This window comes from Streptomyces radicis (genome assembly GCF_003626575.1).
Classification (GTDB): Bacteria; Actinomycetota; Actinomycetes; order Streptomycetales; family Streptomycetaceae; genus Streptomyces; species Streptomyces radicis.
This window is the reverse complement of sequence record NZ_RBDY01000004.1, coordinates 289,418-304,631: the sequence shown is the minus strand read 5'-3', so window position 1 is coordinate 304,631 and position 15,214 is coordinate 289,418. Positions and strand designations below refer to the sequence as shown.

Annotated in this window: 15 protein-coding genes; 11 read left to right on the top strand and 4 right to left on the bottom strand. The window is 71.3% G+C overall.

Going from position 1 to position 15,214, the window contains the following annotated elements:
• The first annotated feature begins 1 nt into the window (after position 1).
• Complete coding sequence (locus tag D7318_RS08975) at positions 2–850, top strand: helix-turn-helix domain-containing protein (RefSeq protein ID WP_120696333.1); 849 nt, start codon at positions 2–4, stop codon at positions 848–850.
• A 125-nt stretch (positions 851–975) separates the two neighbouring features.
• On the opposite strand, the gene D7318_RS32415 is transcribed toward D7318_RS08975, so the two are convergent.
• Complete coding sequence (locus tag D7318_RS32415; protein ID WP_147437648.1) at positions 976–1,185, bottom strand: hypothetical protein; 210 nt, start codon at positions 1,183–1,185, stop codon at positions 976–978.
• Positions 1,186–1,351: 166 nt separating this feature from the next.
• Here D7318_RS32415 and D7318_RS08965 point away from each other — a divergent pair, with 166 nt between their 5' ends.
• Together D7318_RS08965 and D7318_RS32745 are read left to right on the top strand one after the other, a co-directional pair.
• On the top strand, positions 1,352–1,870 hold the full coding sequence (locus D7318_RS08965; RefSeq protein ID WP_120696331.1) for a glycine-rich domain-containing protein: 519 nt from the start codon (positions 1,352–1,354) through the stop codon (positions 1,868–1,870).
• Positions 1,871–1,898: 28 nt separating this feature from the next.
• On the top strand, positions 1,899–2,075 hold the full coding sequence (locus D7318_RS32745) for a hypothetical protein (protein WP_183091331.1): 177 nt from the start codon (positions 1,899–1,901) through the stop codon (positions 2,073–2,075).
• A gap of 50 nt (positions 2,076–2,125) precedes the next feature.
• Here D7318_RS32745 and D7318_RS08960 read toward each other — a convergent pair whose 3' ends face one another.
• Positions 2,126–3,115: a PDDEXK family nuclease gene (locus D7318_RS08960; protein ID WP_183091330.1), complete on the bottom strand. Its 990-nt coding sequence runs from the start codon at positions 3,113–3,115 to the stop codon at positions 2,126–2,128.
• 276 nt (positions 3,116–3,391) lie between these two features.
• Between D7318_RS08960 and D7318_RS08955 the strand changes: the two genes are divergently transcribed.
• From D7318_RS08955 to D7318_RS08940, 4 genes are all read left to right on the top strand, one after another.
• Positions 3,392–4,219: a helix-turn-helix domain-containing protein gene (locus D7318_RS08955; RefSeq protein WP_120696329.1), complete on the top strand. Its 828-nt coding sequence runs from the start codon at positions 3,392–3,394 to the stop codon at positions 4,217–4,219.
• Positions 4,216–4,410, top strand: a complete 195-nt coding sequence (locus D7318_RS08950; protein ID WP_120696328.1) for a DUF397 domain-containing protein — start codon at positions 4,216–4,218, stop codon at positions 4,408–4,410. Before D7318_RS08955 ends, D7318_RS08950 begins: the two co-directional genes overlap by 4 nt.
• A gap of 18 nt (positions 4,411–4,428) precedes the next feature.
• Entirely contained in the window at positions 4,429–4,629 is a 201-nt protein-coding gene (locus tag D7318_RS08945) for a DUF397 domain-containing protein (RefSeq protein ID WP_120696327.1), read from the top strand.
• Between the two features lie 148 nt (positions 4,630–4,777).
• A complete protein-coding gene (locus D7318_RS08940; protein ID WP_120696326.1) occupies positions 4,778–5,410 on the top strand; it encodes an HAD-IA family hydrolase in 633 nt (210 codons plus the stop codon).
• On the opposite strand, the gene D7318_RS08935 is transcribed toward D7318_RS08940, so the two are convergent.
• The gene (locus D7318_RS08935) at positions 5,396–6,688 is read right to left on the bottom strand and encodes a helix-turn-helix domain-containing protein (RefSeq protein ID WP_120696325.1); all 1,293 of its coding nucleotides are present in this window, start codon (positions 6,686–6,688) and stop codon (positions 5,396–5,398) included. The genes D7318_RS08940 and D7318_RS08935 overlap by 15 nt on opposite strands.
• A 110-nt stretch (positions 6,689–6,798) precedes the next feature.
• Here D7318_RS08935 and D7318_RS08930 point away from each other — a divergent pair, with 110 nt between their 5' ends.
• The 4 genes from D7318_RS08930 to fxlM all read left to right on the top strand — a co-directional run bounded on the left by D7318_RS08930 (position 6,799) and on the right by fxlM (position 12,307).
• Positions 6,799–6,993, top strand: coding sequence for an FxLD family lanthipeptide (locus D7318_RS08930; RefSeq protein WP_230423546.1), 195 nt, complete (start codon positions 6,799–6,801; stop codon positions 6,991–6,993).
• Positions 6,994–7,084: 91 nt separating this feature from the next.
• Positions 7,085–9,139, top strand: a complete 2,055-nt coding sequence (locus tag D7318_RS08925) for a lantibiotic dehydratase family protein (RefSeq protein WP_230423540.1) — start codon at positions 7,085–7,087, stop codon at positions 9,137–9,139.
• Positions 9,136–10,209 carry a lanthionine synthetase C family protein gene (locus D7318_RS08920; RefSeq protein WP_120696324.1) on the top strand — a complete coding sequence of 358 codons (1,074 nt, stop codon included), beginning with the start codon at positions 9,136–9,138 and terminating at the stop codon, positions 10,207–10,209. Before D7318_RS08925 ends, D7318_RS08920 begins: the two co-directional genes overlap by 4 nt.
• 43 nt (positions 10,210–10,252) lie before the next feature.
• Complete coding sequence (gene fxlM / locus D7318_RS08915; RefSeq protein ID WP_120696323.1) at positions 10,253–12,307, top strand: methyltransferase, FxLD system; 2,055 nt, start codon at positions 10,253–10,255, stop codon at positions 12,305–12,307.
• A gap of 179 nt (positions 12,308–12,486) precedes the next feature.
• On the opposite strand, the gene pepN is transcribed toward fxlM, so the two are convergent.
• Positions 12,487–15,084 (bottom strand): aminopeptidase N, encoded by a 2,598-nt coding sequence (gene pepN, locus D7318_RS08910; RefSeq protein ID WP_120696322.1) that lies wholly within the window; start codon positions 15,082–15,084, stop codon positions 12,487–12,489.
• Between the last annotated feature and the right edge of the window lie 130 nt (positions 15,085–15,214).

Here is a 15,214-nt window from a genome sequence, read left to right as displayed (position 1 = left end):
CATGGCCGCATCCGCATCATCGAGTGTCCAGCGGGCCCGGCAGGGGCTCGCCGATCGCCTCGGGGAGATCAGGCGGGACGCCGGGCTGACCGGACGGGACCTCGCCCGCGCGTGCGGCTGGCATGCCTCGAAGACCTCGCGCATCGAGAACGCCCGCACTCCGCCGTCCGCCGACGACATCCGGGCCTGGTGCCGCGCGTGCGGGGCGGACGACCAGGTCGGCGACCTCGTGGCCTCGCTGCGCGCCGTGGAGGGCATGTTCGTCGAGTGGCGGCGGATGGAGCGCGCGGGCCTGCGGCAGGCACAGGAGGCGCGGCTCCCGCTGTACGAGCGCACACGCCGGTTCCGCTCGTACTCATCGTGGTTGGTGCCCGGCATGATCCAGACCTACGCGTACACCTCTGCCGTGCTGCACGCGATCCAGCAACGCCGCGGTCTGGTGGACGACGTGGAGGACGCGCTGGCCGCGCGAATGGAGCGGCAGCGCGTGCTCCACACGGGAGACCGCCGTTTCGCGTTCCTCATGGAGGAGTCCGTTCTTCGCACGGGCACGGGCGGCCCGGACGTGATGCGCGGCCAACTCGCCCACCTGATCACGGTCAGCGCGCTGCCCACCGTGTCGCTCGGCATCGTGCCCATGCGGCCGGACCGAGCGCGATGGCCGGTCGAGGGCTTCTGGATCTACGACAGCGCCCAGGTCAACGTCGAGCTCGTCTCCGGCTACTTGACGATCACACAGCCGAGGGAGGTCGCGATGTACGCCGAGACGTTCGCCGAACTCGCGGGGCTCGCTGTCTACGGACCCGCTGCTCGCGCGTTGATCACGGTGGCGATGGGTGCCTACGAGTGAACTGCCGTGCAATCCCTTAGAACTTCGTAGCCGCCCATCAGCGTGCGCTTCTACGGTCCTGTCACGGGCTCTCGGCCGTGGGAGGCGAACATGAGCCAGCAGACCTCTGCGTGGGCGCGCGAGGATCACACCGCGCCGCCCTCCTTGTCCCACGACGAGCCGATCACGGTGATCGTCGGGCGAACCCGCCCCCCGGCGCGGGCGCCGGAGACGTGACCCGGCTGCCACGACCGGGCCGTGTCGCTCGCTGGCACGTCCGCCGACGGGACTCCGACGACGACGATGAGTTCTTCGGCTTCATTGTCGCCCTCCGCACCGCCGCCGAGGTGATCCACGCCCCCCGTACCCGACAAGGCCGAGGACGCCCTGGTGAGTGGCTCGGTGAACGAGCCGACGACCGGCGATCCGGCGAACAGTGACTCCCGTCCCGGCGCCCACGCCTGGGATAGCAGTGCGCCGGGACGGGGCCGCGTCACCCAACACCCCAGAAGGGATGACCGAGTGAGCACCGCAACCGTAACGCGCGACGCCCGCGCCCTCCTTCTCCCGGAGGACTTCGAGGCCGTCACCGCGACCGTGCTTGACAACAACCCCGGCTTGCGGCGAGGTGTTGCCGAGCGCATCATCGAGCAGGCCCTCGCCTTCGTCGCGACGGCCGCCGACGCCAAGGAGGCCATGGCCCCCTCCCGCGTGGTCGACGAGGGCTGGCACGCCCTCATACTCCACACCCGCCTCTACGAAGCACTCTGCCGAAGGCTCGGCCGATTTGTGCACCACGCGCCCGAGCGACCCGAGAGCACCCGCGACAGCTACGGCCCGGACTGGCTCACCCGCACCGCCGACGCCATCGCCGCGGCCGGGTTCCAGATCGACGCCGACCTGTGGCGAGGCCCGGAGGACGACACCATCCAGGTGCGCGCCCCCGCCCAGCACTCCCCGGGGCCGAACTGCGCTCCGATCGTGACCCACCCCGAGCCGAAGAAGGCGTCCCCCGCTCCCTTCCCGACCGGTACTGTCTGAGGCCGGACATCGACGGAGAGGGGCGGTCGTGACGGGACGGCAGAACAGTGGATCACCCGAGGGGTGGACCGACCCGCGGTACGCCGACATCGTCGCGCTCCTTGACGACGCCAGGCGCCGGTCCCCGCGCCGGGACGGGCCGCCCGTCGTGCGCGGCTTCCTGCACGAGCTGCCGCCCGACCGCCGCCCCCCGACCGCGGACTGACCGCGGCACGACGCCCCGCCCCCCACGACGTCGCTCACGGCGGCAAGCCGTCAGCGCGGCATCACCACCACGTACGATGCCGAGGGGCGGGACTCCGCCGCGGCCAACGCGCGCTCGATCGTGGTCACTTGGGCGTTCGGGGCGTCGCGCAGGGCGCGCGGGGTCAGGCGCAGGACGGTGATGCCGAGCCCCGTCAGGGTCTGGTCGCGGCGCAGCGCCTCCTCGTCCGTGCCGGTCGTGTCGCCGCGCTGGCGCGGCACCCGCATGTCGATCTCCACCGCCACCGCGTGCCGCGGCCAGTACGCGTCGATCTCCGCGAGGAACGGCCCGTCGGGCAGCCACAGGGCGACGTTCCAGCAGGGGTCGGGGAGGGCGCCGAGGCGCACCGCGCGCAGCAGGCGGTCCTCCGCGAGCGTGCGGCCCTCGGTCAGCAGCGTGTCGATCGCCGACGCCACCTGCGGGCGTCCGAGCAGCCGCCCCCGCGCCAACTCCCGTACCACCGGCTGGGGATCGCAGTGGCCGCCGCGGATCGCCTCGGACAGGAGGCGCCGCACCGTCAACGCGTCCGGCAGGCGCGCGATCGCGTCGGCGAGCGCGCGCGGCACCGGCGCCACGGGGAAGTCGCCCACCCGCAGGGGCCGCGGCATCCTGTGGGTGCGCACGATGCGCGCGCACCCCGTCGAGCGCAGCCGCCGCACGCGCGGCACCAGCACGTCCACCTGGTCGAGCGCCGTCACGGGCGGCACCGAGGTGAACCCGTGCAGCGCGAGCGCCGCGAGCCCGCTGACCACCGCCTCGCCCTCCCGCCCGCCCGTGTAACGGAGCACCGCGTGGAGCGTCTCCTCCGCGTCGGGCGGCCCTGAACGCAACAGGAAAACGCCAGGCAACGGCATCTGCCACGGCCCTCCGGGGCGGCACCTGTCGTGCGCGACGGCGGGGGCGACGCCGTGGTCGCGCAGCTCCTGCGCGGTCATCACCCGGCAGCGCGCCTCGGGGCGCTGGTGGAGGGGGCGGGGTGTGATCGGCGTGTTGTCATTCATGACCCGCCGATTCCCCTCGACGGCGCGCCCGGCTACCTCTGTTACAGAGCCGTCGGCAAACGCGGACAACTCGGCATTAAATGCATGAATGTTCGCCGATCGCTCATGTGCGCGGTCAACCGTCAATCATACGACGCGCATTCGCTACGGAGAGGGATGATCCATGCATATCTGGTTACCGGCGTTCGCGGCGGGAGAGGGTGAGGTGTACACCGGCGCGGCCCACCACCGGCCGCCGGTCCACTGACGGTTCACGGCGACGGAGGGGCGTGCACCATGGAACTCATCAACGAGGGCGGAGACCTGTCGCCCAACGCGCGGCTGGGGCGCCGCGTTCGCAGGCTGAGGTTGGACAAGGGCCTGTCGCTCAGGCAGCTTTCGGAGCGGATCACCGGCTACTCCCACAGCTACATCGCGCGTGTCGAGGTCGGCAAACAGGGGGCATCCGACGCCCTCGTCAAGGCCCTTGACGAATTCTTCGGAACGGGCGGAACGCTCGCGGAGATCAAGGACATGGCCCGCGAGACCGTCATCGCGCAGTACAGTCGCGAATATGTCAGAAGGGAGGGCGAGGCGACCCTTATCCAGGCGTTCACAAGTAGCGTGATTCCCGGGCTCCTTCAGACCAGGGAGTACGCCCGTGAACTGTTCCGCACCCGTTCGTTCGGCAATTCGGAGGAGGAGCTTGCGGCGCAGGTCGCCACCAGGATGCTGCGGCAGGATGTCTTCCTCCGGGATGATCCTCCGTACTATTCGGCGGTGATCGACGAGGCGGCTCTTCGGCGGCCGACGGTCGATATCGGGATCATGAGGGACCAAGTCGCCCATCTGCTGGAATCCGCCGCCAACCCGCAGGTAACGGTGCAGGTGCTCCCATTCGATCAGGGGGTCTACCCCATGCTCGGCGGAAGCCTGGACCTGCTGACGCTCAAGAGCGGGAGGACGGTGGCGCTGGTCGAGAGCTTCCGTTCAGGCGATGTCGTACACTCTTCTGCGTCGCTACTTGAGCTTGTGCAGTACTTCGATGTGACGCGTTCAAAGGCGCTTCCCGCAAGTGATTCTCTCGATCTGATGCGCAACTACCTGAAAGAGTATGAGCGATGAGAGCTGACGATCTCGCCAATGCGAAATGGCGCAAGTCGAGTTACAGCGGCGCGAACAACGCCGACTGCGTCGAGGTGGCGGATGGAATTCCCGGTGTGATACCTGTTCGTGACTCCAAGGTCCCGGGGCGGGCGATCACCTTTTCGGCGGGGGAGTGGAGCCGTTTCGTTTCCGCCCTCCGCCGCGGTTGAGTTGAGGAGCGGCGTCCGATGGATGTCTCCCTGGTGTGGCGTAAGTCGAGCCACAGCGGCGCAGACAACGGTGACTGCGTCGAGGTGGCGGACGGGGTTCCCGGTCTTGTACCGGTCCGTGACTCCAAGGCGCCCGGCGGTCCCGTGCTGACCTTCACGGCTGACCAGTGGCGGCCGTTCGCCGCGGCGCTCGGACGGTCCCGCCGCCTCGCCTCCTGAACTGTGGGTCCCCCGGGTACGCACAGTTGACTTTGGCCCGGTCCTCGCCCGTGGGGGTGGCGGCCGGGCTGTGTGCGCGTTGCCCCGCCCGAGCCGACAAGACATCGAGGGGCTGCTGCAACGTCCCTACGGACCGTAGGCTTTGGGAATGGCGACGACCGCAGAGCCCGAGTTCGATGGCGTGATCTTCGACTTCTTCGGGGTCCTCACCTTCAACATGGTCGAGGTGATCTCCCACTTCGAGGACCGGGAGCGGCTTGCCCGGGGAACGTTCCTTCGCGCCTGGGCCGACCCACGCGGGCAGGAACTCTTCCGCCAGCTCGAGCTCGGCAAGATCACCCAGACCGACTGGAACAGCGGATTCGCCGCCCTGATCAGCGTGTCGCCGGACAACCTGATGGCCCGCTACCTCCACGACGCCTTCCCGGCGCACCACGTACTCAAGGCCGCGCGGCAGGCACGCGCTGCCGGGATCAGGACCGCGGTGTTGTCCAACAGCCTCGGGCGGGAACCGTACGACCCCTACGCGGGGTTCGACCTGCACGGCACCTTCGACGAGGTCGTGCTCTCGGCGGAGCATGGAGTACGCAAGCCCGACCCCGTCATATTCCGGCTGGTGCTCGACAAGCTCGGGGTGCGCGCTGAGCGGTGCCTGTTCGTCGACGACAGCGAGGAGAATCTTGCCGCCGCCCACGGTCTGGGCCTCACACCGCTGCTGGCGCTGGACGAGAAGGTGGCGGCCGCGCGTCTCCGCGACGTGCTGGGTCTATCCGACCTGTAGGAACTCGCGCACGGCCGGGTGCCCGGCGTGGGGCGCCAGCTTCTCGCGGAGGCCCTTCAGCTCGGAGGCCGAGCGCGCGGAGTCCACCGAGCCGAGGCATCGGGCCGCGTGGCGTGCGGTGGCGACCGCGGCGTCCAAGTCATGGAGGGCGAGATGCGCTTCGGCGGCACGGGAGAGGTAGATCGCGTGGCTGCGCGGGTACTCCTCGTCGCCGGGGTACGACGCCTGCACGGCGGTCTCGAAGCGGCGTAGTGCCTCGGCGGGGTCGCCGAGATGCAGGGCGGCCGAGCCTGCGATCATTTCGATCTCGCCGTGGTCCACCCAGTACAGGGTCTTCGGGTCGTCGTCGTGTGGTCCCTTGTCCAGCGCCGCGCGGGCGAGGTGGAGTTGGTGGGCGCACTCCTTTTTCGCGCCGGTCTTCGACAGCGCGCGGGCGGTGCGGGCGGCCAGCATGGCGTGCATACGCGGAGTCGCCTTGTGCCTCACCTGCTCCTGTGCCGTCTGAAGGAGCGATACCGCCCTGCCCGCCTGTCCGGGGGTGGAATAGCACTGGATCGCGGCGAACGAGAGGGCATAGGCCCCGCTGATCGGATCACCGGCCTCGGCGGAGGCCCGGAGGGAGCCGTCGAAGAAGCGCTGGGCAACGCCGGGGCGACTCTGGTCGAAGGCCGCCCACGCGACCTGCCGAGCCGCCTCGGACGCCATCGCATGCAAGTGGTCCACGGTCGCACCGCCGTAGCGGCGAGACGCGATCAGCTTGACGATCAGGGACAGTTCGCTGCGGGCCAGTTGGTACACCTCGCCGCTGCCGAGCTCGTCATCGAGGTGCCGAAGGTGGTCGAGGCGATCGTCGACATGGGCTGACAGTGCCCTGCCGCTGGGGAGAGGGGCGGGTCTGCCGTCTGCCTGGATCGGCTCCAGGGCATTGGCCCAGTTGCTCGCCGACACGGAGAGCGTCGCTCCGGCCGACAGGAAACCTCGACGATCCACATTGCTCCCCCTCAACAGGTCGGCGAGAACGGTCAGGCTCCCGGGCTGGTCCCACGCCACGGCCTTGGCGACCCTCGAACTCCCGTCGCCCAGCGCCGCGGTGAACGTGCCGCCGGTGTGCAGCACTCTGTCGTAGGCGGCAGCGACACCCGAGGTCACCGACCGGTTCCCATTCTCCACGTTGCGCAGGTACGCCTCGCCGAATCCCGCTTCACGGGCGAACTTCGCCCACGTCATGCCGGATGCCCGGCGCGCCTCCCGCATGTCGTCGCGGAGTTGATCGGGCATCGCGGGCGGCCTCCTGTGCTTGGGATCGGTGCTGGATCGGTCCACGTCATTGTGTCCCGGCTGCTGCCGGTGTGTGCTCGAATCGGCACCGAACGCGAGGGAGCAAGCAGATGAGCATGCCGACCACCGTCGAGCGGAGCGGCGAGCCGCAGCAGTCCGCCGACGCCGAGATCGGGTCCGACCCGTTCGACCTCGACATCACCTTCGTGGAGAACGCACCGGCGACGGAGTCGGCGCTGATGTGCAGCACCGGCGACAACTGCGGCACGTCATGCCCGAGCGCCTGCGCCAACTCCGGCTCGTAGCACCCGAGTCTAGTCCGGTGGTGCGGGCCTGGCGGAGCCGTCCGGCAGCCCGTACCACCCGCGCCCTTCGCGTAGGAACGGAGTGTGGGTGATGGCACGCTCACGGCACCGCCTGTACCAGGCCGCCGGAGCCGGGATGTTGCGCGCCGCGGTGAACCTCACCGGGCCCGACATGCCGCCCTGGCCCGAGCCTGCCGCTCCGCTCGAACACTGGCGTTCATGGCTGGCCGCGGTGTGGGCCGATGACACCTTCCGAAAGGCCATCTCTCTCGCCAGCCCGGATCTGGCCCGCCAGGTGACGTCGATCCTCGACGGACACGCGCCGAAGGTGCGCCGGGTACGACGGGCGGCACTGGCCACCGCGCGGTACGCGATCCGGCACACGCGCCGCTCCACGCCGTTCGGCCTCTTCGCCGGTGTCGCGCTGACCGAGGTCGGCGACATGACCGAGGTCCGCTTCGGGGACCGGCACCAGGCCGTTGCCCGGCCGGACCCGGTGGCGCTGGACGCGGCGATCAGCGGCTGGGAGGCGGACGGCGGGCGGATGGACGATGTCGAGGTCTGCGTCAACAACCTCGCCAAGCAGCGAAGCGGGCGCGTCCACGTTCCAGCCGAGGGCGCCTCGGAGTTCTCCCTCGCGCTGACGCCCGCGGTTGCCCTGGTGCTGGACGCGGCCCGCCTACCGATCCGGTACGCCGCGCTGGCGGACAGGCTCGCCGTCGAGTTCCCGGACACGGCCGCCCACCACCGCACCGGCCTGCTCGCGCAGCTGTTGCAGGTGCGACTGCTGAGGTCCTCGCTGCGCCCGCCCGCCACCGTCGTCGACCCGGCCGACGCCCTGCCGCCCGCCTTGCGGGACGAGGCCCGGAACAACCCGGCGGCGCCGGATCTGCGGTTGGACGCCACGGTGCGGCTGCCGAAGGCGGTGTGGACGGAGGCGGAGACCGCTGCGACGGCCCTGACCCGGCTCGCCATGCATCCGGCGGGGACCCGGGAATGGCGCCACTATGCCGAGCGGTTCGCCGACCGCTATGGCGAGGGCGTCGAGGTGCCGCTGGAGACGGTGACGGATCCCGAACAGGGATTGGGCCTGCCCGAGGGGTTCGGTCACGTGTCCGCGCCTCCCCGCGCGATGACGCGGCGAGACCGGCTGCTGCTGGAGCTGGCCGGTACCGCGGCCGTCGAGCGCCGCCGGTCGGTGGTCCTGTCCGACGCGATGATCGAGGAGTTGGAGACTGCCGCGGGCAAGTCCGGGGTCACCCCGCCCCACCTCGAGGTGTGCGTGCAGGTTCAGTCCGGCTCGACGCACGCTGTGGACCGCGGGGACTTCCGCCTTCGCGTGTTCACCGTCTCCCGCGCGGCTGGCTCGATGACGGGCCGGTTCTGGCATCTGTTGCCTGGCGCTGGCGCTGGCGCTGGCGCTGGCGCGGCGTACGGCGATCTGCCGACGGTGGATCCCGGAGCGGAGCTGGCCCAGCTGTCCTTCCACGCCGGACGTGTCCCGGTGGACGTGCTCACCCGTGTCCCGCAGGTGCTGCCGCGGCTGGTCAGCGTCGGCGAGTTCCGGCACCGCGCGCGGGGCGTGCTGTTCCCGTCCGATCTGGCCGTGGGCTGCCGCGGCGGCCGCCTCTACCTGACCGAGGCCGCGACGGGTACGCGCCTGGAACTGCTCGCGCCGACCGCGATCAACTTCCTGTGGAACAACTGCACTCCTCCGCTGGCCCGGTTCCTGGCCGAGGTCAGCCGGGCCGGAACGCCGCAGGTGACGTGGTTCGACTGGGGCGCGGCTTGGACGTTGCCGTTCACCCCCGCGCTGCACCACCGGCGCTCGATCCTGGTGGCCGCACGGTGGAAGCTGCGCGGCAGGGATCTGCCCGGCCGGGCCGCGACGTTGGAGGAGTGGGCCGGGCCGCTGCATGCGTGGAGGGCCCGTTTCGGCGTGCCGGACCGTGTGCTGCTGGCCGAGGACGACCAGCAGCTTCCCCTCGATCTGCGCCAGAGCCTGCACGTGGACCTGCTGCGCGCCCACCTCGCGGCCAGCCGGACCGGTGTCGCGGTCCTGTACGACGCGCCGCCGCCCGATGCCGACGGCTGGATCGGCGGGCGGGCCCACAGCCTCGTCGTCCCGCTGAAGGCACGCTCATGACGGCGCCGATCACCGTGCCCAGGACGCAGGATCTGTCCGAGGGCACCCTCGGCGTGGCGCTGCTGCACATCGAGCGCGGTGACCTCGCCGTCGCGCGTAGCAGCCTGACCCGCGCGGTGGCGGGCGGCGTCAGTGCCGGGGGCAACGCGTCGTTGTTCCACGGCGCCCCGGCGCTGGAGTTCGTGCTCAGCCGTGCCGGGCACGTCCGCCATGACGTCCGCGACGCGGTCGACCGGGTCGTGGCTGCCCGGCTGGCCGCAGCCCGTCGGCGGCAGGCCGCCGGGGCACTGCCGCATCTCGCGGAGTTCGACCTCATCCGGGGCCTGACCGGGCTGGGTGCGCTGCTGCTGACCCGCGGCCCTGCCTCGCCGCTGCTGAAGGATGTGCTGGCCTACCTGGTCTCGCTGGCTCGGCCGGTCCGTATCGGGGGCCAGGAGCTGCCGGGGTGGTGGTCACAGGCCGGGCCCGCCGACGAGGAGATGGACGGCGGACACGGCAACAACGGTGTCGCGCACGGCATCACGGGCCCCTTGGCCATGCTGTCCCTCGCCGTCCAGCACGATGTCCAGGTACCGGGGCAGCACGACGCGATCGAGGTGTTCGCGCGCTGGCTGGACGCGTACGGCTGCTGCTACTGGATCACCCACCACCAGCTGTCAGCTGAGGCAACGCACGTGCCGGAACCCGCCCGCCCGTCCTGGTGCTACGGCCGGATCGGGATTGCCCGCGCCCAGCAACTGGCCGGGATCGCCCTGAACGACCCGGCCCGCCGACTCGCGGCGGAGGACACCGTCGCCAGCACGCTGGCCGATCCGGCCCTCCTCGCCCTCGTCACCGACGCCTCGCTGTGCCACGGCTGGACCGGCCTGCTGACCGTCGCCCGCGCCGTCGCCGCCGACAGCCCCACGCCAGACCGGTTCGTAACGCCGATCGGAGACCTGACCGAGCGCCTGGCCGCTGACCTGGACCGGCTGTCCAAGCCGGGGTTCATGGAAGGCCGCGCCGGTGCCCGCCTGGCGCTGGACGGCACGGACGCCACCGGCTGGACCAGAGCCCTGCTGATCACCTGACCACCCACGGGCCGAGCCCCACCGACAAGGAGCACCCACGACGATGGACGTCGACGACGAGAACGTCCCGATCACCACAGAGGCGGACTGGTGGCACGCCACCATCGCGTTCCGAGGTGGTGCCGGGGTGAGCCCGGAAGTCGCCCAGGTGTTGTCCTCCGAGCTGCACGACCAGCGCTTCCACTTTCTGCGCAAGGACGGTGGGCTGCGCCTGCGCACCCAGCGCTCCGTTGCCGATCTGCTGGACGGCCTTGTCGCCGCGCAGTTGGCCAGCGGCTGGGTCGGCGGCGTCTACGAGCCGGAGACCGACGCCTTCGGCGGCCCCGAAGGTATGGACGTCGCGCACGAGGTGTTTTGCGCGGACAGCTCTTCCGCCCTGGCTGAGACCGGCAGCCCAGGTGCCAGAGAACGCTGTGTCCTGCTGCTGTCCTCCATGATCCGGGCGGTCGGCCTGGATCGGTTCGAGACCGGCGATGTCTGGGCGAAGCTCGGCGCCCTGCGCCCGCCCGTCACCCCGCCCACCGGCCCTGCGCGCGAGAGGGCCATCGCCGCCATGCGGCGCCTGACGAACACCGACGCCGCCCGGCGGACGGACGCCGAGCCCGGCTGGGCCGCACGCGTCGCAGCGTTCGAAAGCGCTGGCCATCGACTGAGGCGGCTGTCCGCCGACGGGCGGCTGACGCGGGGCCTGCGCGCGGTCCTCGCCCACCACGCGATCTTCGCTCTCAACCGCGCCGGAGTACCTGTCGCCGAGCAGGCCGCAACCGCGTGGCTCGGCCGCCACGTCGCTTTCGCCGACAGAGAGGAAGCCGACGTGTCCATCCCCGAGACCTCCCCCGAAACGCCTGGCGCCACCTGGACGGAGACGACCCTGAACACCGCCGCCGACCCCGCTGACCTGCGCGAAGCGCTTGTGACCCGCCTCACCGGCAGGGGACACCTGCGCACCCCCGAGGTCACCGCCGCCTTCCGGGACACCGAGCGCCACCGGTTCCTCCCCGGCGTCGACCTCAAGAAGGCGTACGCCGAGGACGCCGTGCCCATCAAGCACGACGAGGACGGCGAGATGATCTCCTGTATCTCCGCGCCGCAGATTGTCGCCACCCAGCTGGAGCAGCTGGGCGCCGAGCCGGGCCACAAGATTCTGGAGGCCGGGGCCGCCACCGGCTACAACGCGGCACTCCTCGGTCGGCTGGTTGCGCCCGGCGGCCACGTGTGGACCGTGGACGTCGATGAGGACCTCGTCGACCGCGCGAGTGAGAACCTCGCACACGCCGGGGCCTCGAACGTGACCGCCGTACTGGCCGATGGCGCCGTCGGCCTCCCCCAGGAAGCCCCCTTCGACCGCATCCAGTTCACCGTCGGCGCCGGCGACGTACCGGTACGGCTCCTCGACCAGCTCGCCCCCGGCGGGCGCCTGATCCTTCCCATGAGGATTCGTGGCAGCATCTCGCGGTCCTTCGCCTTCGAGCGCGACGGCGACACCTGGAGGACCGTCTCCTGCGAGATGGCCACGTTCGTGCCCCTGCGCAAGGGCGCCTGCGACGACATCTACACCCTCGTCCCCATGGAAGGTGAGGGCAACGTCCGCCTGGAGACCTTCAGCGAGCAGCACGTGGACCGCGATGCGATCCGCACCGTCCTGGACCAGGAGCAGGTCACCGCCTACACCGACGTGAAGTTCCGCAAGGGCGCCCCCTTCGAGTGGCTGTACCTGTACCTGGCGTCCGTGCTTCCAGGCGGCCTCTCCCGCATGCCCGGCCAACGCCCCGGCTTCACCCCGCACTTCCCCTGGGGCTCCATGGCCGCGCTCGACGGCGACACTCTGGCCTACCTGACCCTGCGCAACGGCGAGGACGAGCAGGGCTGGTACGGACAGATCGGCGTCATCAGCCACGGCCCGCGCGCCACCGAGCTCGCCGACCAGGTCGCCACCGAGATCACCGAGTGGGACCGCGGCTGGGGCAACGACGGGCCGCCGCCCACCTTCCGCATGGCCGTCGGCGACGCCCGCGACCAACTGACCGCCGCCGAACCGCGCTTCGTCATCGACAAGACCTACAGCCGCCTCGTCGTCGACTGGCCGCGCAAGGGATGACCCGATGATCCCCGCGACAGCCAGCCGCATCCCGCTGGTCCGCCGCCCCAAGAGGCCCGCGTTACCGCTGGACGAACGCATCAGCCACCTCACCGCGCTGACCGTCGCACCTGCTGGGAGGCCGTCGCCGTCCTCGCCGCCGCGTTCCGGCCTCACACGTCCCGCCACGGGACCCGAGGTCAGATATCCCGGTGCCGCGCCGCCAGGGCGCGGGCCGTGTCGTCGCGGGCCTCCGCGACGAGGCGCCGCAGCGCGGGCGGCGCGTCCCCGTGGGCCGCGAGCCACGCGTCGGTCGCGTCGAGCACGGGCTCGGGGTCGCCGAGCGACGGGTAGAGCCCCGACACGATCGACATCGCGATCTCGATCGTCCGCTCCGACCACACGCGCGTCAGCGCGTCGAAGTACCGTGGCGCGTAAGGCGCGAGCAGGTCCCGCTGGCTCGCCTGCGCGAAGCCGTCGATCGTGGCCTCCACCAGCGCGTTGGACAGCCGGTCCGCCTCCACGACCTCCGCCCACGCGCGCTCCTTGATCTCGGCCGAGGGCCGCGCCGCCAGGCAACGCGTCCGGTGCCGGTGGCCCGACGCCGTGTCGTCGCGCGCCAGCTCGGCCTCGATCTCCGCCTCGCCCGCGTGGCCGTGCGCCGCCATCGGCAGCAGGAACGTCCAGCGCAGCTCCTGGTCCACGTCGAGCCCGTCGATCCTCGCGCTGCCCGCGAGCAGCCCGGCGAGCAGTTGGAAGTCCGCGTCCGACGCGGCGCAGCCCGCGAAGAAGCGGGCCCACGCCAGTTGGAGGTCGCTGCCGGGGGCGGCGCGCCGCAGCTCGCCGAGCGCCGTGCGCGCCAGCGCGGCGCCCGCCGCGTCCCCGCGCTCCGGCGCGCTGTAGTGCAGGAGCGCCACGCGCGCCCAGCTGTGCACCATCTGGAGCACCCCGACCTGGTCCTCGGCGCCCGCGAACCGCCCCACCAGGTCGAGGAACTCGCGCGCGGGCAGCAGCCCGTCGCGCGTCAGGTTCCACAGCGCCGACCAGCACAGCGCCCGCGCCAGCGGGTCGGCGACATCCCCGAGCCCCTCGCGCAGCCCGGCGAGCGACGTCTCGTCGAACCGCGCCTTGCAGTACGTCAGGTCCTCGTCGTTGACCAGGATGAACAGCGGCGCCTCATATCCCGCGAGCTCCGGCACGGTCGCGCTCGGGCCCGTCACATCCACCTCCGCACGCGCGTAGCGCACCACGGGGCCTCCCGGCTCCTCGCGCCGGTAGAGGCCCACCGCGACGCGGTGCGGGCGCAGCGTCGGGTGGCTGTCCTGGGCGGCCTCCTGGAAGACCGTCAGCTCGGCGATCCGCCCGTCCGCGGCATAAGTGGCCGCTGGCGTCAGGGTGTTGACGCCCGCGGTCTGGAGCCATGCCTTGGCCCACTCGCCCATGTCACGCCCCGAGACCTCGGCGAGCACGGCGAGGAGGTCGTCGAGGCGCGTGTTGCCGTACGCGTGGCGCTTGAAGTAACGCCGCGCGCCCTCGAGAAACGCCTCGCGCCCCACATACGCCACGAGCTGCTTGAGCACCGAGGCGCCCTTGGCGTAGGTGATGCCGTCGAAGTTGAGCTTGGCGTCCTGGAGGTCGCGGATGTCCGCCGTGATCGGGTGCGTCGACGACAGCTGGTCGGCCCGGTACGCCCACGCCTTGCGGCGGTTGGCGAACGCGATCCACCCCTCGTCGAAACGCGTCGCCTCCACGAGCGAGAACGCGCCCATGAAGTCCGCGAACGACTCCTTGAGCCACAGGTCGTCCCACCACTCCATGGTCACCAGGTCGCCGAACCACATGTGCGCCATCTCGTGCAGCAGCGTGTTCGCCCGCCCCTGGTACGCGGCCCGCGTCGTGCGCCCGCGGAAGACGTACTCCTCGCGGAACGTCACAAGCCCCGGATTCTCCATCGCGCCCAGGTTGTACTCGGGCACGAACGCCTGGTCGTACGTGCCGAACGGGTACGGGTAGCCGAAGTGGTCGTGGAAGAAGTCGAGCCCCTGCTTGGTCAGCAGGAAGATCTCGTCCGCGTCGAAGTGCCTGGCCAGGCCCTTGCGGCAGAGCGCGCCCAGCGGGACCTCCAGCGCGGTCCCGTCGGGCAGCTCGCGCCGGTAGTGGTCGCGCGCGTGGTGGTAGGGGCCCGCGACCACCGCGGTGATGTAGGTCGAGATGGGCAGCGTGGGGGCGAACGTCCACGTCGCCGCGCCGTTGCCCAGCGGCTCGCGCCCGGTCTCCGCGCCGTTGCTCAGCACGGTCCACGCCTCGGGCGCGGTGACCCGGAAGGTGAAAGGGGCCTTCAGGTCCGGCTGTTCGAACGTGGTGAAGACCCGGCGCGCGTCCGCGGGCTCGTACTGGGTGTAGAGGTAGACCTCGCCGTCCTCGGGGTCGGCGAAGTGGTGCATTCCCTCGCCGGTGCGGCTGTACGCGCACGCGGCGTCCACGGTCAGCTCGTTCTCCGCCGCGAGGTCGGCGAGCAGCACGCGCGTGCCGTCGAAGACGCGGTCCACCGGCAGCGACGCGCCGTTGAGCGTCACCGAGTGCACGTGCGGCGCCAGCAGGTCGGCGAACGTCGTGGTGCCCGGCTCGGCGCACGCGAAGCGGATCGTGGTCGTCGAGCGGAACGTTCGCGGCCCGGCGCCGGGCGCGGGCCCCGGACCGGTCGCGGACCTGAGGTCGAGTGCCACCTCGTACCCGCGGACGGTCAGCACCCTGGCCCGCTCGCGGGCCTCGTCACGGGTGAGATTCTCTCCTGGCACAGCGACACTCCTTCGTCCGTGGCGGTGTCCGTCTTGTCCCTCCGTGGGCGCGAGTCAGGATGTCATGGCCCGCTTGCGCCGCGCATCGCGGAATGCGCCGGGGGGCCGACGCGTTGAAGCGGCGCCAGGC